At 68.3% G+C, this 18,592-nt stretch carries 13 protein-coding genes; 6 read left to right on the top strand and 7 right to left on the bottom strand.

Translation table 11 applies throughout. The features are described from left to right. Nucleotides 1-86 precede the first annotated feature (86 nt). Nucleotides 87-395, top strand: coding sequence for a hypothetical protein (locus AC13FN_RS12085; protein ID WP_401743061.1), 309 nt, complete (start codon nucleotides 87-89; stop codon nucleotides 393-395). On the opposite strand, the gene AC13FN_RS12080 is transcribed toward AC13FN_RS12085, so the two are convergent. Then, nucleotides 373-1,428 carry a DNA topoisomerase IB gene (locus AC13FN_RS12080; protein ID WP_482984386.1) on the bottom strand — a complete coding sequence of 352 codons (1,056 nt, stop codon included), beginning with the start codon at nucleotides 1,426-1,428 and terminating at the stop codon, nucleotides 373-375. The genes AC13FN_RS12085 and AC13FN_RS12080 overlap by 23 nt on opposite strands. Nucleotides 1,429-1,539: 111 nt before the next feature. On the opposite strand from AC13FN_RS12080, the gene AC13FN_RS12075 reads away from it, so the two are divergent. The 3 genes from AC13FN_RS12075 to AC13FN_RS12065 all read left to right on the top strand — a co-directional run bounded on the left by AC13FN_RS12075 (nucleotide 1,540) and on the right by AC13FN_RS12065 (nucleotide 8,065). Next, nucleotides 1,540-1,929 carry an I78 family peptidase inhibitor gene (locus AC13FN_RS12075; RefSeq protein WP_049436186.1) on the top strand — a complete coding sequence of 130 codons (390 nt, stop codon included), beginning with the start codon at nucleotides 1,540-1,542 and terminating at the stop codon, nucleotides 1,927-1,929. Between the two features lie 174 nt (nucleotides 1,930-2,103). Next, complete coding sequence (gltB, locus tag AC13FN_RS12070; protein WP_054170650.1) at nucleotides 2,104-6,558, top strand: glutamate synthase large subunit; 4,455 nt, start codon at nucleotides 2,104-2,106, stop codon at nucleotides 6,556-6,558. A gap of 61 nt (nucleotides 6,559-6,619) precedes the next feature. After that, complete coding sequence (locus AC13FN_RS12065) at nucleotides 6,620-8,065, top strand: FAD-dependent oxidoreductase (protein WP_049480400.1); 1,446 nt, start codon at nucleotides 6,620-6,622, stop codon at nucleotides 8,063-8,065. On the opposite strand, the gene AC13FN_RS12060 is transcribed toward AC13FN_RS12065, so the two are convergent. After that, complete coding sequence (locus tag AC13FN_RS12060) at nucleotides 8,051-10,459, bottom strand: ATP-binding protein (RefSeq protein WP_054170665.1); 2,409 nt, start codon at nucleotides 10,457-10,459, stop codon at nucleotides 8,051-8,053. The genes AC13FN_RS12065 and AC13FN_RS12060 overlap by 15 nt on opposite strands. A 167-nt stretch (nucleotides 10,460-10,626) precedes the next feature. Between AC13FN_RS12060 and AC13FN_RS12055 the strand changes: the two genes are divergently transcribed. Next, nucleotides 10,627-11,493: a methylglyoxal synthase gene (locus AC13FN_RS12055; RefSeq protein WP_010487313.1), complete on the top strand. Its 867-nt coding sequence runs from the start codon at nucleotides 10,627-10,629 to the stop codon at nucleotides 11,491-11,493. A 301-nt stretch (nucleotides 11,494-11,794) separates the two neighbouring features. Here AC13FN_RS12055 and AC13FN_RS12050 read toward each other — a convergent pair whose 3' ends face one another. Genes AC13FN_RS12050 through ttcA form a run of 3 tightly spaced genes read right to left on the bottom strand, consistent with a single transcriptional unit; the run spans nucleotide 11,795 to nucleotide 14,508 of the window. Next, nucleotides 11,795-12,574 carry a M48 family metallopeptidase gene (locus AC13FN_RS12050; RefSeq protein ID WP_032128692.1) on the bottom strand — a complete coding sequence of 260 codons (780 nt, stop codon included), beginning with the start codon at nucleotides 12,572-12,574 and terminating at the stop codon, nucleotides 11,795-11,797. A gap of 59 nt (nucleotides 12,575-12,633) precedes the next feature. Further along, on the bottom strand, nucleotides 12,634-13,539 hold the full coding sequence (locus tag AC13FN_RS12045) for a recombination-associated protein RdgC (protein ID WP_005411825.1): 906 nt from the start codon (nucleotides 13,537-13,539) through the stop codon (nucleotides 12,634-12,636). 36 nt (nucleotides 13,540-13,575) lie between these two features. After that, a complete protein-coding gene (gene ttcA, locus AC13FN_RS12040) occupies nucleotides 13,576-14,508 on the bottom strand; it encodes a tRNA 2-thiocytidine(32) synthetase TtcA (RefSeq protein ID WP_180836268.1) in 933 nt (310 codons plus the stop codon). 91 nt (nucleotides 14,509-14,599) lie between these two features. Here ttcA and AC13FN_RS12035 point away from each other — a divergent pair, with 91 nt between their 5' ends. Further along, entirely contained in the window at nucleotides 14,600-14,803 is a 204-nt protein-coding gene (locus tag AC13FN_RS12035; protein WP_005421068.1) for a YdcH family protein, read from the top strand. A gap of 105 nt (nucleotides 14,804-14,908) precedes the next feature. On the opposite strand, the gene plsB is transcribed toward AC13FN_RS12035, so the two are convergent. Both plsB and AC13FN_RS12025 read right to left on the bottom strand, forming a co-directional pair. Further along, nucleotides 14,909-17,545, bottom strand: a complete 2,637-nt coding sequence (plsB, locus tag AC13FN_RS12030; RefSeq protein WP_049436179.1) for a glycerol-3-phosphate 1-O-acyltransferase PlsB — start codon at nucleotides 17,543-17,545, stop codon at nucleotides 14,909-14,911. After that, on the bottom strand, nucleotides 17,545-18,498 hold the full coding sequence (locus AC13FN_RS12025) for a hypothetical protein (protein ID WP_197579504.1): 954 nt from the start codon (nucleotides 18,496-18,498) through the stop codon (nucleotides 17,545-17,547). Before AC13FN_RS12025 ends, plsB begins: the two co-directional genes overlap by 1 nt. Nucleotides 18,499-18,592 lie beyond the last annotated feature (94 nt).

Below are 18,592 nucleotides of genomic sequence, written 5' to 3'. Positions count from 1 at the left end.
GCACCGTGTCCACGATGTGCACGGTATTCATTCCGCCACCACGCGTGCCGTCGCAGGCTGCACGCAACCACACGAGGAACGCCTCCATGAAACATGCCATTGCCACCGCCACCGTCTGCTTTGCCCTCGCCGCCTGCAGCAGCACGCCGGTGGCCCAGGTGCAGCCGATCGACGGCGTGATTTCCGGCCAGTGCCACAGCGACATGGTGCGCGGCGCACTCGGCCTGGCCGCTTCGGACGCCACCGTGGCCCGCGCACGCGTGGACAGCGACAGCCTGCACGTGCGGGTGCTGCGCCATGATGGTCCGCGGGTGCCGCCGGCCAGCGAAGGCGGCGACCGCCTGACCATCGAGAAGGGCCGCACCAACAACATCACCGCGATCTACTGCGGCTGAGCCGGCGCGCCCTGCGCAGCACGCGCAGGGTAGCCTGTTCCCACTGGCGCGGCCCGCGCAGGCCGGCCAGTTTCGCCAGTTCACCGCGCTCCCAGCCGGCAAACACGCAAGGGTCGATGTAGGCCTTGCGGCACACCGCAGGCGTGTTGCCCAGCAGCGCTGCCACCTCGCACACCACCGCGCGCTGCGCCTGCGCCAGCGCGCGCTGGCTGGCCGGTTCCGGCAGCTCGGTGGCGGCAAACGCCTGCACCGCCGCCACGGTGCCGCCCCAGGTGCGGAAGTCCTTGGCGGTGAAGTCCTCGCCCATCACCTCGCGCAGGTAATCGTTCACCGCGCCGGAATCCACCGGCTGCAGCGCACCGTCGTCATCGCGGTACTGGAACAGCGCCTGCCCCGGCAGCTGCTGCAGGCGCCGCACCAGCAGCCCCAGCCTGCGGTCGCCCACGGTCACCTCCTGCAGCTGCCCCGACTTGCCGCGGAAGCGCATGCGCACCCGGCCACCGCGCAGCAGTACCAGATGGCGGTTGCGCAGTGTGGTCAGTCCGAACGAACGGTTCTGTTGTGCATAGGTTTCATTGCCGACCCGCACCAGGGTATCCGCCAACAGCGCGACCACCATGGCCAGCACCTTTTCCTGCGGAAACCCAGGTCGCTTGAGATCCCGTGACAACCGCCGCCGCAGCGCGGGCAACGCCTCGCCAAACGCAATGATGCGGTCGAACTTGCCGGCATCCCGCTCTTTGGCCCAGTCAGCGTGGTAGCGGTACTGCTTGCGCCCGCGCGCATCGCGGCCGGTGGCCTGCAGGTGGCCGTTGGCGTGGGCACAGATCCACACGGCGGTGTAGGCGGGCGGAACCGCCAGCGCACGGATGCGCTGCAGGGTGTTGGCGTCGCGTATCGCGTGGCCATCAGCATCGCGGTAGCTGAAACCCTTGCCGGCGCGGCGCCGGCTGATGCCCGGCTGGGTGTCGTCGACATAGCGCAGGCCGGCCGCGCGCGCGGCCTGTCGTTCGGGGGTGGAGGGAGTTGGCATGCCTGTAGTGTCGCTGTCGCCATGCCGCGATCCTGTCGATAACACAAGACAAACACGTGAGGGCCGGTTCGCCGCTATGCTCGGGTCTTCACAACCCCTTCCGGAGTCATGATGTCGTTCCCGATTCGCGCCCGTTCGCTCTCCGCCCTGTTGCTGCCGGCCGTGCTGGCCCTGACCGCCTGCCAGGCACCGGCGCTGGATGAACAGGATTCGGCCACCGCCCACGCCCAGCAGGCCGCCGAAGCAGCCAAGGCGCCGGCCGACGACGCCGGCAAGGCCACCGAGGCACCGCCGGTCGGCACCTGCGACGCCAGCCAGGTGCAGAGCCTGGTCGGCCAGACCTACACCGACGCCCTGGGCAAGCAGGCGCAGGAAGATGCCGGCGCCAGCCAGGTGCGCGTGCTCAAGCCCAACGACGTGGCCACGATGGAGTTTCTCGGCGACCGCCTGAACATCGAAGTGGACGACAAGGGCGCCGTCAGCGGCGTGCGCTGCGGCTGAGTCCCGCCCCGCGCCGGCACTGGGTTGCCGGCGCGTTCTGTTGCACCTGCAACCGTGTATTGCGGCGTTGCAGCAACCTGTGATCTAGTCGAGGCATCCGGTGGCCTCACGATGCGCTCCAGGGAATGAGCGGGGACGAGTGTCGCCGCCAACCCTATACGCATCGAGGTAGAGATGGCCCCCCGCAACCGCCAAGGGCTTTACGACCCGCGCTCCGAGCGCGATGCCTGTGGATTTGGCATGGTCGCCCAGCTCGACGATCAACCATCGCGCCTGTTGGTTGATACCGCCATCGCCGCGCTTTCGCGCATGACCCACCGTGGCGGTGTCGCCGCCGATGGCCTGACCGGTGATGGCTGTGGCCTGCTGCTGCGCCGCCCCGATGCCTTCCTGAAACTGCTGGCCAGCGAAGCCGACATCGCGGTCTCCGCACGCTTCGCCGCCGGCCTGGTGTTCCTGCCGCACGACGCCGACGCTGCGCAGGCCTGCCGCGCGCAGCTGCAGGCGCAGGTGGAAGCGGTGGGCTGCAAGGTCGCCGGCTGGCGCGAGGTGCCTACCGACGACAGCGTCTGCGGCCAACTGGCACGCGACACGCTGCCGCGCATCGAACAGGTGTTCGTCGACGCCGGCGTCGGCCAGGATGATGCCGGCTTCGCACTGGCCCTGTTCCTGGCCCGTCGCCGCAGCGAGCAGCTGCTGCGCGAACACGCCGACTTCTACGTCACCACCCTCACCCCGGATGCGATCAGCTACAAGGGCATGGTGCTGCCGGACAAGCTCAGCCGCTTCTTCCCGGACCTGCAACGCCGCGAACTGGCCTCCAGCGCCATCGTGTTCCACCAGCGCTTCTCCACCAACACGCTGCCGCGCTGGCCGCTGGCCCACCCGTTCCGCATGCTCGCCCACAACGGCGAGATCAACACCATCGAAGGCAACCGTCGCTGGGCGCAGGCGCGCAGCAAGGTGTGGAAGACGCCGCGCTTCGACATCGCCGAGTTCGATCCAGTGATCTCCATGCACGGTTCGGATTCGCAGAGCCTGGACAACATGCTGGAGCTGATGGTCGCCGGTGGCATGGAGCTGATCCAGGCGCTGCGCATCCTGGTGCCGCCGGCCACGCAGTCGCTGGAATTCAAGGACCCCGACCTGGCTGCGTTCTACGAGTTCCATGGCCTCAACAGCGAGCCGTGGGATGGCCCGGCTGGCATCGTCGCCTGCGACAGCCGCTACGCCGTGTGCACCCTCGACCGCAACGGCCTGCGCCCGGCGCGCTGGATGCTGACCGCCGACCGCCACTTCCTGGTCGCCTCCGAAGCCGGCGTGTGGGAAGTGCCGACCGAACGCGTGGTGCGCAAGGGCAAGCTCGGCCCAGGCGAAATGGTGGCCATCGACCTCAAGCGTGGTGACCTGCTCGACTCCGACGCGGTCGACCGCATCAACCGTGGTCGCGCGCCGTACAAGCAGTGGCTGCAGCAGGGCGTGACCTACCTGCAGACCGAACTGATCGACCCCTCGCTGGTGGAAGAACCCTTCGACGAAGGTACCCTGCGCAGCTACCACAAGCTGTACCAGCTCAGCAGCGAGGAAGTGGAGCAGGTGCTGCGGCCGCTGGCCGAGACCGAGCAGGAAGCCACCGGCTCGATGGGCGACGACACACCAATGGCGGTGCTGAGCCAGCGCAGCCGACCGCTGTACGACTATTTCCGCCAGGCCTTCGCGCAGGTCACCAACCCGCCGATCGACCCGCTGCGCGAAGACTGCGCGATGTCGCTGTCCACCCAGCTCGGCAAGGAGACCAACATCTTCCATGCCGGCCCGGAGACGGTGAACCACGTCATCCTCAATTCGCCGGTGCTCAGCCAGCGCAAGCTGCGCCAGCTGCTGAAGATGGACCAGTACGTGCAGGCCAATCGCCTGCTCGACCTGTCCTACAGCGAAGACGAGGGCCTGCGCGCGGGCATAGAGCGCATCTGCAGCGAAGCCGAACAGGCCGCGCGCGATGGCATGGTGATGCTGCTGCTGTCCGACCGCTACCCGGTGGCCGGGCGGCCGATGGTGCATGCGCTGCTGGCCACCAGTGCCATCCACCACCACCTCTCGCGCCTGGGCCTGCGCTGCGACGTGAACCTGATCGTCGAGACCGGCACCGCGCGCGACCCGCACCACATGGCCTGCCTGCTCGGCTTCGGCGCCACCGCGGTGTATCCATACCTGGCCTACCAGACCCTGTTCGACCTCGGTCGCCGCGGCATCCTCAAGCTGAGCAAGGGCGGTGAGCAGTCGCAGATCGGCCGCCGCTACCGCAAGGGCGTGTACAAGGGCCTGTCGAAGATCATCTCGAAGATGGGCATCTGTACCGTGGCCAGCTACCGCGGCGCGCAGCTGTTCGAGATCATCGGCCTGGAGCCGGAGGTGGTGGACCTGTGCTTCCCGGATACCGCCTCGCGCATCGGCGGCGCCGGCTTCGCACGCCTGGATGCCGACGCGCGCGAGCTGTGCGCGCAGGCCTGGGACGCACAGCAGGGCGTGGATGTTGGCGGCCTGCTTAAGTACGTGCACGGCGGCGAGTACCACATGTACAACCCGGATGTGGTGACCACCCTGCAGCGCGCGGCGCGCAGCGGTGACCCGCGTGCGTGGCAGCAGTACTGCGATGCCGTGCATGCGCGGCCGCCATCGGCGCTGCGCGACCTGCTGGAACTGGTTCCGGCGGCCACGCCCGTGCCGCTGGACGAGGTCGCCCCGGCCAGTACCCTGTTCCCGCGCTTCGATACTGCTGCGATCAGCCTAGGCGCACTGTCGCCGGAAGCGCACGAGGCGCTGGCCATTGCCATGAACCGCCTCGGTGGCCGCAGCAATTCCGGCGAAGGCGGTGAGGATCCCGCCCGCTATGGCACCGCAAAGCGCAGCAAGATCAAGCAGGTGGCCTCGGGCCGCTTCGGCGTAACCGCCGAATACCTGGTCAACGCCGAGGTGCTGCAGATCAAGGTCGCGCAGGGCGCCAAGCCCGGCGAGGGTGGCCAGCTGCCTGGCCACAAGGTCAACGAACTGATCGCGCGGCTGCGCTACGCCCGGCCGGGCATCGGCCTGATCTCGCCGCCGCCGCACCACGACATCTATTCGATCGAAGACCTGGCCCAGCTGATCTACGACCTCAAGCAGGTCAACCCGACCGCGCTGGTGTCGGTAAAGCTGGTCAGCCATGCCGGTGTGGGTACGATTGCCGCTGGCGTGGTCAAGGCCGGTGCGGACCTGATCACCATCTCCGGCCATGACGGCGGCACCGGTGCGTCGCCGGTCAGCTCGATCCGCTATGCAGGTGTACCGTGGGAGCTGGGCGTGGCCGAAGCGCACCAGGCGCTGCTGGCCAACGACCTGCGCGGGCGTACCCTGCTGCAGACCGATGGCGGCCTGAAGACCGGCCTGGACGTGGTCAAGGCCGCGCTGCTGGGCGCGGACAGCTTCGGCTTCGGCACCGCGCCGATGATCGTGCTGGGCTGCAAGTACCTGCGCATCTGCCACCTCAACAACTGCGCCACCGGCGTGGCCACCCAGGACGAGCGCCTGCGCGAGAACCACTTCACCGGCCAGCCCGAGCGCGTGGAGAACTTCTTCCGCCTGTTGGCCGAGGAAGTGCGCGGTTGGCTGTCGTTCCTGGGTGCGCGTTCGCTGGAAGATATCGTGGGCCGCACCGACCTGCTGCGGCAGATCGAAACGGCACCCCGTGACGGCGTGCGCGTGGACCTGTCACGCCTGCTGGCCGACAGCCGCTACGAGGGCAGCCACTGCGCCGCGCAGCGCCTGTACGAATCGCCGGACAGCCTGGCCACGCAGATGGATGGCCTGCTGGCGCCGGCCATCGAGCACAAGCGTGGTGGCGAGCACCGCTTCCTGATCCACAACACCGACCGCAGCATCGGCACCCGCCTGGCCGGTGCAGTGGCGCGCGCGCACGGCAACCAGGGCATGGCCGAGGCACCGCTGGAACTGCGCTTCCGCGGCAGCGCCGGGCAGAGTTTTGGTGCCTTCAATGTCGGTGGCCTGCACCTGGAAGTGGAGGGTGAAGCCAACGACTACGTCGGCAAGGGCATGGCCGGTGGCCGCCTGGTGGTGCGTCCGCCACGTGGCGCCCGCTTCGAGGCACGCAGCACCGCGATCATCGGCAACACCTGCCTGTATGGCGCCACCGGTGGCGAGCTGTTCGCCGCGGGTCGCGCGGGCGAGCGCTTCGCGGTGCGCAATTCCGGCGCGCTGGCGGTGGTCGAGGGTGCCGGTGATCACTGCTGCGAGTACATGACCGACGGCGTGGTGCTGGTGCTGGGCAAGGTCGGCCTGAACTTCGGTGCCGGCTTCACCGGTGGCCTGGCCTACGTGCTGGACGTGGACCGCGATTTCGTCGATCGCTACAACCACGAACTGATCGACATCCATCGCGTCTCCGCCGAAGGCTTCGAGAACTACCGCCAGCACCTGCACCGCCTGATCGGCCGCCACCGCGAGCTGACCGGCAGCATCTGGGCGCAGCAGATCCTGGACGAGTTCCGCGATTACATCGGCAAGTTCTGGCTGGTCAAACCCAAGGCCGCCAGCATCGAGTCGCTGACTGAAACCCTGCGACGCGCCGCGTGATGTTTTCCGGTAGTGCCGGCCGCCGGCCGGCAACGTTCCCTCTCGCATTCCAGAGCCCGCCATGAGCCGCAAGCACGCCTTCCAGTTCCTCGACCTGCCCCGCACCATGCCGCAGCGCATCCCGGTGGAACTGCGCACGTCCGGAGACTGGGGCGAGCTGTACGGCAAGTTCGGCAAGGAAGATGCCCAGTACCAGGCCGGCCGCTGCCTGGACTGCGGCAATCCTTACTGCAGCTGGAAGTGCCCGGTGCACAACGCCATTCCGCAGTGGCTGCAGCTGGTGCAGGAAAACCGCATTCACGAGGCGGCCACGCTGTGCCACAGCACCAACCCGCTGCCGGAAGTGTGCGGCCGGGTGTGCCCGCAGGACCGGCTGTGCGAAGGCAGCTGCACGCTGGAGGAATTCGGTGCGGTGACCATTGGCGCGGTGGAGAAGTACATCGTCGATACCGCGCTGGCCAGCGGCTGGCGCCCGGATCTGGGCGCGGTGCAGCCGACCGGCCACAGCGTGGCGGTGATCGGCGCGGGTCCTGCCGGCCTGGCCTGTGCCGACCGCCTGGCACGCGCTGGCATCACCGCCGTGGTCTACGACCGCTACGAACAGATTGGTGGCCTGCTGCAGTTCGGCATTCCCAGCTTCAAGCTGGACAAGGACGTGATCCACCGCCGTCGCGAAGTGCTGGAGGGCATGGGCGTGCAGTTCCGCCTCGGCGTGGAGATCGGCCGCGATGTCAGCGTGCAGCAGCTGCTGGACAGCCACGATGCGGTGTTCGTCGGTACCGGCGCCTACCGCTACACCGATGGCGGCCTCGATGGTCAGGATCTGAAGGGCGTGCTGCCGGCCCTGCCGTTCCTGGTGCAGAACAGCCGCATCGTCGGTGGTAATGATCCGAAGGGCCGGCCGATTGCCGGCTGGGAAGACACCATCGCCCTGCCCGATCTCAACGGCAAGCGCGTGGTGGTGCTCGGCGGTGGCGACACCGGCATGGATTGCGTGCGCAGCGCGGTGCGGCTGGGTGCGGCCAAGGTCACCTGCGCCTACCGCCGTGACGAAGCCAACATGCCCGGCAGCGCGCGCGAAGTGGCCAATGCACGCGAAGAGGGCGTGCGTTTCCTGTTCAACCGCCAGCCGCTGTCAATCGAGGCCGGTGCCGATGATGAAGTGATCGGCGTGACCGTGGTGGAAACCCGGCTGGGCGAACCGGATGCCAACGGCCGCCAGAACGCGGTGCCGATCGAGGGCAGCGAATCGCTGCTGGAAGCGGACGTGGTGATCATCGCCTTCGGCTTCTCGCCGACCTTGCCGGCATGGCTGTCCGAGCATGGCGTGGAAGGCCAGTCCAACGGCCGCATCGTGGCCGGCGGCAAGGACCGCCTGCCGTTCCAGACCGCGCATCCGCGCCTGTTCGCCGGTGGTGACGCAGTGCGCGGTGCCGACCTGGTGGTGACCGCCGTGGCCGAGGGCCGCGACGCCGCCGCCAGCATCGTGCGGCTACTGGCCCACTGAGTCCGGCACCAGCAGTACCGCCAGCAGCGCCCGCAGCGCGTGCGGCTCCACCGGCTTGGCCAGGAAGTGGTCGATGCCAGCCACACGACAGGCTTCGCGGGTGCTTTCCATCACGCTGGCCGTGAGCGCGATGATGGGCACCTGCGCACGCGCCGGGCAGGCATCGGCGCGGATCGCCCGCGCCAGTGCAAAGCCGTCCATGCCCGGCATGTGGCAGTCGGTAATCACCAGCTCGAACGGCTGCGCCTGCCATGCTTCAAGCGCCGACCGTCCGTCGGTACAGGCGTGGACCTGCAACCCGAGCGCACACAGGCGTTGCTCCAGCAGATGCAGGTTGGTGGGATGGTCTTCAGCCACCAGCACGCGCGACGCCGGCAATGGACACGCGTCCGCAACCGCCGCCGAAGGTGCAGCCACGGGTGCCTCGCAGGCATCCAGGTCCAGATCCAGCCAGACCGTGGTGCCTTTCCCGGGTGAGCTGCGCAACTGCAGCTCCGCGCCCATCGAGGTCGCCAGCTCACGGCAGATCGCCAGGCCCAGCCCACTGCCGCCGAAGCGCCGTGTGGTCGAGCGCTCCGCCTGGGTATAGGCGGCGAACACCGCCTGCTGGCGTTCCTCGCTGATGCCCACGCCGCTGTCGCTCACCTGCAGGCGCAGCCGCTGGCCGCCGTCACGCTGCTGCAGTACCTGCACCTGCAGTTCCACGTGGCCGTGCCGGGTGAACTTCAATGCGTTGCCGGCCAGGTTGAACAGGATCTGGCGCAGGCGCAGGCCGTCGGCCAGCGATCCCGGCTGCATCTCCGGATCCAGCACCACCTGCAGGTGCAGGCCGCGGCTGGCGGCCACCGGCATCAGCAGTTGCTGCACCGCGCGCACCAGCGCCGCCAGGTCAGTGGGCAGCAGCTGCAGTGGTGCGCCCTGCAGACGCTGGCTGTGCAGGACATCGTCGAGGATCTGCCGCAACATCCGCGCGGCATCATCGACCGTGGCCAGCACCTGCTGCTGGTGTGCCTCCAGCCTGCTGCCCGCCAGCCGTTCGAGCATGTCCAGCAGCGTGCTCATCGGGGTGCGGATCTGGTGGCTCATCGTTGCCAGGAAGTGCGCCTTGGCCTGTGCTGCCTGTTCGGCCTGGCGGCGCGCGTCGGCCAGCGCGCGGGTACGTGACTGCACCTCGCTGACGTCGATCCAATAGCCGCTCCACTCGACGTCGCTGTCGTCGCAGGGCAACGGCCGCCCATGCGAACGCACCCATCGCCACCCTTGTGGCGAACGGGTGCGGAAAGTGACGTCGATCGGGCCACGCGCCAATGCAGCCGTCTCGACACAGGCCATCACCTGGCTGCGGTCATCCGGATGGACCGCGGCCAACAACCGCTGATGATCGATCCGCGCGGTCTCCACGCTGATTCCGAACAGGGCCTGCACGTCACCGGCGATCTGCGGAAAGCTGTAATGGCCGCCTGCCGACCGACGCGCCTGGTAGACCACCGCCGGCAGGTTCGCGGTCACCTCCTGCAGGCGCAGCTCCACCTCTCGGCGGCGCACGCTCTCGCGATGGACCCGCCAGTAGCCGAAGGCATGTACCAGCGCCAGGGCGAGCAGGATCAGCGAGGCCGGCACCAGCCAGCGCAGGGGCGACGATGACGGGGAATTACGCGGCCGGTCCGGCAGCCAGTCCGCGCGGATCTGGTCGCGCTCGGTATCGGTCAGCTGCGACAGCGCCTGCTCGAAGCCGACGATGACATCGGCGCAGGCGGGCGTGGTCGCCAGCACCAGGGCATCGTCGAAACCGGCCGGCGCAGCGATCAGCAGTGGATCGCCCTGGTAGCGGCGCAATGCGGCCTCGACGTCGCCGAGGTTGGCGACTACCGCATCGATCAATCCGGTGCCCAGCAGCGGGAGTGCATCGTCCAGCGCTGCCGGTGGCAGCAGCTGTGCACCCACGGCCTGCTCGGCCAGCAGCCCCTGCAACGGCATCCGGCTGGGGCTGGCCACGGTGCGTCCACGCAGATCTTCCAGGCCCAGCACCGGCGACGCGTCTTCCCGGCGCACGATCACCTGTGGCAGCTGCAGGTAGGGCGTACTGACCACCCATCCAGCGGGCAGTTGCGAGCGGGGCCATCCCAGCAGCGCCTGGGTGCCGGCCGGCAGCTCGTCCCGGTCCACGCTGTCGGCCGGCACGGGCAGCAGCTGCAGTGGCCGTTGCCCGCCCAGCAGCTTCAGGTACGCCGCGCCCAGCCCCCGGGCCTCGCCCTGTTCGCTGGACGACAAAGGTGCGCGGTCGGACGGCCAGGCGATGCGCAGCGGTGTCCTGCAGCCCGTGGCGGAGGCCGTGGCAGGCAGCAGCAGGCTGGCCATGACAGCAATGGCTGCCGGGAAGCCGGCGACATTCACGGTAGGCATCCTCATCTCGCGGGCGGAAGGAACGGCCGCGCTGCGGTACCGCTGCCTGCCACGCTATCGACGTGCGGACCGACGGCAATGAAGAAAGTTGTAAAAGCATCCAGATAGGGGAATGCCGACATACACTGCCGCCTTCACCCGTAACTGCGGAGCGTTCGATGCGCATCGGCCTGGCTGCCAACCGTCTTCATCACCACGACGCGCGCGCCGCGCTGTTCCGTTGGCTGCGCAGCAGCGAGGCCGGCCTGCGCGAGCTGGGCGTGTCGCTGCATGCGGTCGGTCGCACCCATGACGCGATCGAACGACAGGGCTTCCTGGCCGGGTACGCGGGCCTGCACCGTTATCCCTACGGTCGCGAGGGTGGACTGATGAAGCTGGTCGCCGAAGTCGTTGGCATGGGTCCGGATCGGACACTGGATGGTGCGATCTATCTGATTGATCCGGTCGATCCGTCCTCGGTATTTCCGGAAGCCACGGCGCTGAAGCGCCAGTGCGTGATTCACGGCAAGCCGTTCATTTCGACCGTGGCCACCGCACGCGACTGGGTCGAAGTGGAGCGCGTCCACGCCGGGCTGGCGGCAGACGGCGGCGCCGACGACCTGCATGCGTTCGAAGGCCAGACGCTGGCGCTGATCGCGCACGATGCGATGAAGCCGGCGATGCTGGCCTTCGCCGACGAGCACTTCGATGTGCTGGCCCGGTTCGGTGAGCGGGTGGCGACGGGCACCACCGGCCAGCGTTTGAACGAACTGGCCTGGAGCCGGGGCTGGCCACGTGATACGCCGTGGGTGACGCGCTACCAGAGCGGCCCGATGGGCGGTGATGCGCAGATTGCCGACCGGGTGCTGGAGGGGCGCTGCCAGCGTGCGATTTTCTTCGAGGATCCGCATGTGGCGCGCCAGCATGAGGCGGATATCCAGCTGCTGGAGCGCGCGGTGACGACGGTGACGGATCAGGCGGTGTGCATTACGGCGCCGCGGGTGGCGGCGCGGTGGGCGGCGGCGGCGGCGCTGCGGGCGGGGTGAGGGTTTCGGCCAACGGCTGAGCCCCTCGTGGTGGGTGGGGCCTGCACGATCATGCGGTTGGCCGGGATGGATGGAATTGCGGGGGACGCCGTAAACCCGTCCCTGGGGGCTTGGCCGCGGCATCCATGCCGCGGACACCCCCGCAATTCCATCCATCCCGTCCTTCGACAGTTTCCGGTGTGCCCACCACGGAAGAAAGAAGGAAGAGCAGGAGCGGGTCGCGCGCTGCGCGCGCTTCTGTAGAGCCGAGCCCACGCTCGGCTGCATTCAACGGCAGCCGAGTGTGGGCTCGGCTCTACAGTTACAGAAGCTGGCGAAGCATGGCCTTCAGGCGTCGCCCTTCCAGCTGGAAGTAGTCGCGCTGTTCGCGCCAGGCGGGGAAGCGTTGTTCCACTTCGTGCCAGAACGCGGGCGAGTGGTTGGGCTGGATCAGGTGGCAGAGTTCATGCACCAGCACGTATTCGAACGCTTCCGAGCGGCCCAGCACCAAGGCCAGGTCCAGTGCCATGCTGCCGTCGGGGGCCAGTGAGCCCCATTGCGAGGACATCACCTTCAGCCGCAGGCGGCTGGGTGCGCGCGGCAGGGTGGGCAGGTACTTCGGCAGCCAGCGACCGACGTCGGCGCGGGTCTGGGCTTCGTAGAACTCGCGCAGCAGACGGCGCAGGGTGGCGTCACCACCACGGGTGGGCCACTGCACGCAGGCGCCGTGCGCGTCGATCTCCAGGCGCGCATAGCGGCCTTCCTGCCAGCGCAGTGGCAGCAGTTCGCCGCGCAGGGGCAGCACGCCGTCTTCGCCGGGCTGCAGCGGTGCCGGCAGGCCCTGGCCCTGGTACTGGCGCAGCTGCAGTGCCAGCCAGTCGCGATGCTGTTCCAGGAAGCGTTCGCCCATCACCAGGCTTGCCCGCGGCGGCAGGGTCAGGCGCGCGCCGCGCTCGTCCACGCTCAGCTTGATGCGGCGTGCACGCGGATCACGCACGCGCAGTACCTCGATCTCGGCATCCTCCAGGCGCAGGCGAACGGTGTCGCGCTGTACGGTGGCGGGCGGGGTCGGGCTGATCAGGCGGCGCAGCAGACGGCTCATGCACGCAGCATAGCGCTGCTTCGGGCCGCCGGATGACCGGCGGCCGTCGGACTGCCTGTTCAGTCAGCCTTGCTGAGCTTGAAGGCTTCTTCCAGCAACAGGAACAGGCGGCGGATCTCGGCGCTCTGCAGTGCGAAGCGGGCGTCGAACTCGGCGCGGCGGCCATCTTCGTCGGCATGCTCCAGCTGGTCCAGGGCACCGTCGAGGAACTTCAGCTTGCGCACGATCAGGTCGTCGCCGATCACGAAGGACAGGTTGTCCTCGAAGATCAGCGCCAGCTTGGTCACCTGCTTGCCGGCGTCCAGGTGCTTGTCGATCTCGTCGCAGCGCAGCTCCTGGTGCTGGCACTTGACCACCGCGCCACCTTCCACCGGGTCCTTCATCTCGCACTCTTCGCCCAGGCTCAGCCCGGTCGGCAGCGGCTCGCCGGCGATCCAGCCGGTCAGGATCGAGCGCGGCGCGACTTCGGCGTTCAGCGGCATCGCCGGGAAGCTGCCGAGCAGGCCGCGGATGTCGGACATGAAGTATTCGCCGGTCTTGCGGCTGGAGGTATCCACCGCCACGTAGCCGTGCTGCAGGTCGATGAAGGCGTCGTTGCGCGAGGACTTCACGAAGGCGCGCGGCAGCAGTTCATGCAGCAGGTCGTCCTTCATGCGCTTGCGCTCGCGGCCACCCGGGCGGCGGCCTTCCTTCTCCTCGATCTCCTCCAGCTTGCGCTCGAGCAGGTCGTTGACCACCGCCGCCGGCAGGATCTTGTCCTCCCCGCCCACGGTCAGCCACAGGTGCTCGGCGATGCGGTGGGAGAGCAGCTCCTTCTCCTCGCGGCCGAACGGCGAGATGAACCCGCGCGAGTTCATTTCCAGCGCGCCGACCGGCTTCAGCAGGGCGTGCGGCAGCAGGGTGTCGACTTCGGAAAAATCGGTGGTGGTCGGGAAACGGAAGAACGTCAGGTTGCGAAAGAACATGGAATTCCGGATGGCAAAGAGGAAGGGCGGCCGACCTTAAACGGCGGGCGTCTCGGGATCTGCGTCGGCGTCGGCCGGGGAACCGGCCAGCCAGGCATGGGCGTCGGGCAGCGGCGCGTCGTCGCGACGGCCCAGCGCCATGAAATCGAACAGGGTGGTGTCAGCCAGCTGCGAGGGCCGGACTTCACCCATGGCGCGCGCGATCTGCTCGATGCGGCCGGGGTGGTCCTTTTCCCATTGCTTCAGCATCAGGCCGACCTGGCGGCGCTGCAGGTTCTCCTGGCTGCCGCACAGGTTGCAGGGAATGATCGGGAACTGGCGCGCCTGCGCGTACTCGACGATGTCACTCTCGCGCACGTAGGCCAGCGGCCGGATCACCACATGCTTGCCATCATCGCTGCGCAGCTTCGGCGGCATGCCTGACAGCTTGGCGTGGTGGAACAGGTTCATGAAGAACGTGGCCACCATGTCGTCGCGGTGGTGGCCCAGCGCGATCTTGGTGAAGCCATGGATTTCGGCGTAGTTGTACAGCGCACCACGACGCAGCCGCGAGCACAGCGAGCACATCGTCTTGCCTTCCGGAATGACCCGGCTGACCACCGAATAGGTGTCCTGCTCGATGATGTGGTACGGCACGCCCAGCCCTGCCAGGTACTCCGGCAGCACGTGCTCGGGGAAGTCCGGCTGCTTCTGGTCCAGGTTCACCGCCACCAGCTCGAACGGCACCGGCGCCTTCTTCTGCAGCTGCAGCAGCACGTCCAGCAGGGTGTAGCTGTCCTTGCCGCCGGACAGGCAGACCATGACCTTGTCTCCGGCCTCGATCATGCCGAAGTCGGCAATCGCCTCACCGACCTGGCGGCGCAGGCGCTTGGCCAGCTTGTGCTGCTCGCGCTCGGCCACGCGCGGATCGCGGGCGGCGCGCGGCTGGGAACGCGGCAGGGGATCGGGAAGGGAAATCACGGCACTCATGGGTTCCATTCTAACGGCTCGGAGCGGCCACGGCCGGGGGTCGGGATTCCCCTCTCCCGGCAGTCATCAACGCTGTGTATGCTCGGAGGCTGTGGACACCTACAGCCCCGCCGAGATCGTCGAGCACCTCGCCGCCCTGCGCGCCGAGCATCGCCTGCTGGATGAGCAGATCACCCGCATGGCCGCCAATGGCGAGGACGAGCTGGAAGCCAAGCGCCTGAAGCGGCGCAAGCTGCAGTTGAAAGACTGCATCGCCAGGCTGGAAAGCCTGCAGATTCCCGACGAACCGGCCTGAGCGGTGGCCCATCCACGCATGGCGTGGATCTACTGCTTCGCCCCTGGTAGATGCCGACCTTGGTTGGCATGCCGTTCGCCGGGCATGCCATGCCCGGCGCTACCTTCAATCCTGCGGCGCCGGCTCGTCCGGGCGTGCCGCTTCCGGGCTGACCCGTTCGATGGTGTGGCGCAGCTCGCGGCCGAGGATGAACTTGGCGTCCTTGGCCCAGGCATCCAGGCGCTCGTCGAACAGCAACTTGCTGTTCTCGTCCGGCCACACCAGGCGTAGCTCGCGCAGCTTCTGGATGAAGCCACGGAACAGGGTGCGGTCGAAGAACTCCGGCGCGGCCGGTGCATAGAGCAGGCTCAGACGCTGCGCCGCCTGCTGGCACAGGCTTTCCAGCTCAGCCGCACCCAGCACGCCCGGGCCGTTCTTCACCAGCACCGAAATGGCGATGTAGTAGCGCTCGAATGCCTGCTGCAGTGAATGGCCAATCGCACGCAGGCGGAACACCTCGTCGGTCTGCCCGGTGTTGCGCGCCAGGATTCCACCGTCGTCATCGTTGACGTTCTGCAGCAGGCCCTCGCGCACGAACACGTCGATGGTCTGGTCGATGCGCTGGGCGAACTCGTCCTCGCTCCACGGCAGGAACAGCTCGGCCTGCAGGAACGGGTACACCGTGCGGCCCAGCTGGACCAGGCCGGTGCGGCTCATGCGGCGGTTGTTCTGGAAGCAGCAGGCCACCCACGACGAGGCGGTGAACAGGTGCAGCACGTTGTTGCGGAAGTAGCTCAGCAGCACCGCGGTATCGCCGCTGACGCTGAGCACGTCGCCCAGCGGATGCTTGATACGGGTGAGGACGTTGATTTCCTCGGCGTGGGCGATGATCCGCTCCGGCGAATGCGGGGTCACCGTCACCCGGTCCGAATACGGCATCTCGACCAGCAGCGTCTTGCACAGCTCGATCTGCGCGATCAGGTCGGCCTCGCCCATCGCGTGCTTCGGCGTGGACAGCAGGGCCAGCGCCAGCAGGTTGATCGGGTTGACGTCGGCGGCGCCGTTGATGCGCACCTGGATGCGCTCGGCCAGCGTATCCACCGTGGTCGACAGCCAGGCCGGCTTCTCGTCCTCGGACACCGCCTCGCCCTTCCACTCCGGGGCCTTCTCGGCCAGCACGTCGTTCAGTGCGATCGGTTCGCCGAAGTTCACCACCACCTGGCCGTAGTTCTGCTTGAGCACCTTGGGGATACCCCACAGCAGCGACCAGATCGATTCCTTTTCCTTCGGCCGGCCGGACAGTTCGTCCAGGTAGCTGCCGCCCTCCATCAGCTTCTCGTAGCCGATGTAGATGGGCTGGAACAGCACCGGCTTGCGCGGCTGGCGCAGGAACGCACGCAGCGTCATCGAGATCATGCCGCCCTTGGGCTGCAGCAGGCGGCCGGTACGCGAGCGGCCGCCTTCGACGAAGTACTCCAGCGAGTAGCCACCGGCCACCAGCTGCGCGACGTACTCACTGAGCACGGCCGAGTACAGCGCGTTGCCACGGATCGAGCGGCGGATGAAGAACGCACCGCCCTTGCGCAGCAGGGTGCCGACCACCGGCAGGTTCAGGTTGATGCCGGCCACGATGTGCGGCGGCACGATGCCACGGTCGTACAGCAGGTAGGACAGCAGCAGGTAGTCCATGTGGCTGCGGTGGCTGGGCACGTAGACCACTTCGTGGCCCGGTGCGGCGGCCTTGAACTTGTCCAGGTGGTGCACCAGCACGCCCGCATAGATGCGGTTCCACACGTGGCTGAGCATGAAGCTGGCCGAACGCACCACCGGGCTGGAGTAGTCCGCGGCGATTTCCCAGGCGTAGGCGTGCGCCTTCTTCCAGGCGTCGGCCGGCTTCGAGTTGTCGCGCTTGGCCTGCGAGGCGATCGCTTCGCGCACCGGTTCGGCCGCCAGCACCTGGTCCACCAGCAGGCGCCGGGTCGACAGGTCAGGACCGATCACCGATTCACGGATGCGGCGGAAGTGCGTACGCAGCACGCGCTGCAACTTGCGTACCGTGCGCTCCGGCTCCAGGCCTTCGTCCACGGTGCTGCGCAGCGAGATCGGCGGGGCGAAGCGGACGATGGTACTGCGGCCGTTGAGCAGCACCGCCAGCAGGCGGCGGAAGCGGCCGACCAGCGCCCAGTTTTCCGAGAACAGCACCGCGAACCAGCCGCTCTGCTTGTCCGGCGCGCGGCCGACGAAGATCGACACCGGCACCAGATGCACGTCCAGGTCATCGCGCACGCGATGGGCCTGCAGCACCTTGGCCAGCGAATCGGAATGGGTCTTGGCACCCCGCTGTTCGGGGATCAGCGAATTGCTGGAGCTGCGTCGCGACAGCGCCAGGTAGGCGCGCTTGCGGCCGGTCGGGTCACCGGCCAGCGGCACCAGCGGCGACGGCAGCCCAGCCTGGCGGCAGGCCTTGTCCAGGATCAGCGCGTTGGACAGGCCGTAGTCCTCCAGCACGTACATGACCGGGCGGCCATCGTTGTACTGGCCCGGGTCTTCCGGCTCGATCTTCAGCGACAGCCACGGCTCGACCAGGCGGCCCAGCAACCGTGCCCACAGCGGGCGGCGGCCAGCCGGACGCGCGTGCGCGGGCGGCGGTACCGGGTTCGGGCCGGTACCGGTCGAGGGGGACGCCGGCACCGTATCGGCGGGCGTCGACTGGGATTCTTCGCCGGGGAACGGCAGCGGGTTCTGTTTCGACATCGGCGCCATTATGGCTTAGGCGGCGGCGTTGCCGCTTCCCCACCCTCGGCGGGGGCTTCAACCGGGGCGGGGGCCGCCTCGGCGCGGGCCGCATCGGCCTTGCGTAGCAACGCGTCGGTGTCGGCCAGGGTGCGGGTCAGGTACCAGTGGCCCTCGCGACGGCTCAGCGGCAGCTGCAGGGTCATTTCGCGGCCAGCCAGGTCGTAGTGCAGGCGTACCAGCGCATTGTCACCCTCCACCGAGAGCAGCTCACCGCGCACGCTGCGCAGCGCATCGTCCACGCCCAGCCCGTAGCTGCCCAGCACGGCCTTGAGGGTGTGGATGAACGGCGCCAGCTGCTGCAGGCTGCCTTCCATGCCCGCGGCCTGCATGCCGGCCTCATCGTCGAAGCCGACCTTGCCGGCTGCGCCGACCAGCGCGGCGATGGTGCTGCGTGCGCGGGCGCGGTCACTGATCGGGGCGCCCTGCGCCCAGCTGGCGAGGGTTTCGACGAGGGCGATGTAATGCGCCTGCTGGCCAGGTGTATAGCCCTTCTGATGGCGCAGGTACTGCACACCGAAGTTGCCCATCGACTGCGCGGCCTGGCGCACGGCACCGGCCTGGCCGGCCAGCTGGCGGTCGAAGCTGCGTTGCAGTTCGGCGCTGGCATTGGGCGTGCGCAGTGCGGCCAGCATCGGCAGCAACTGGTCACCCAGCGGCAGCTCGGTCAGCGGCCACTGGCTGTGGCCCTCGGCCCAGGCCTGCTGCAGGCGCTGGTACTGGCTCGGCGGTACCGACAGCTTCGCGTAGCCGACCAGATCGTCTTCGGCCAGGCGCAGGGCCATCGCCTGCACCGCCGCAACCGGTTCGGCCGCCGGCCTGGCCGGATCGTTGGCCGGTTCACGGCACGCGGCCACCGCCAGCAGCAGCATGGCTGCCAGCCCCCATCCACGCGCAGACCTTCCTCGCACTGCCACGCTCATGCACTCGGACTCCCCGGACCGGTCCGCATCTTGCGGCCTGCGACGTGACAGCGGCAAGCCGGGACGTCACGGTTTCCGCTGTTGCTTGCGCAAG

The sequence above is a fragment of the Stenotrophomonas sp. 115C5 genome (genome assembly GCF_056861055.1).
The sequence above is the reverse complement of the archived record's forward strand: the minus strand, read 5'-3'. Positions and strand labels throughout refer to the sequence as shown.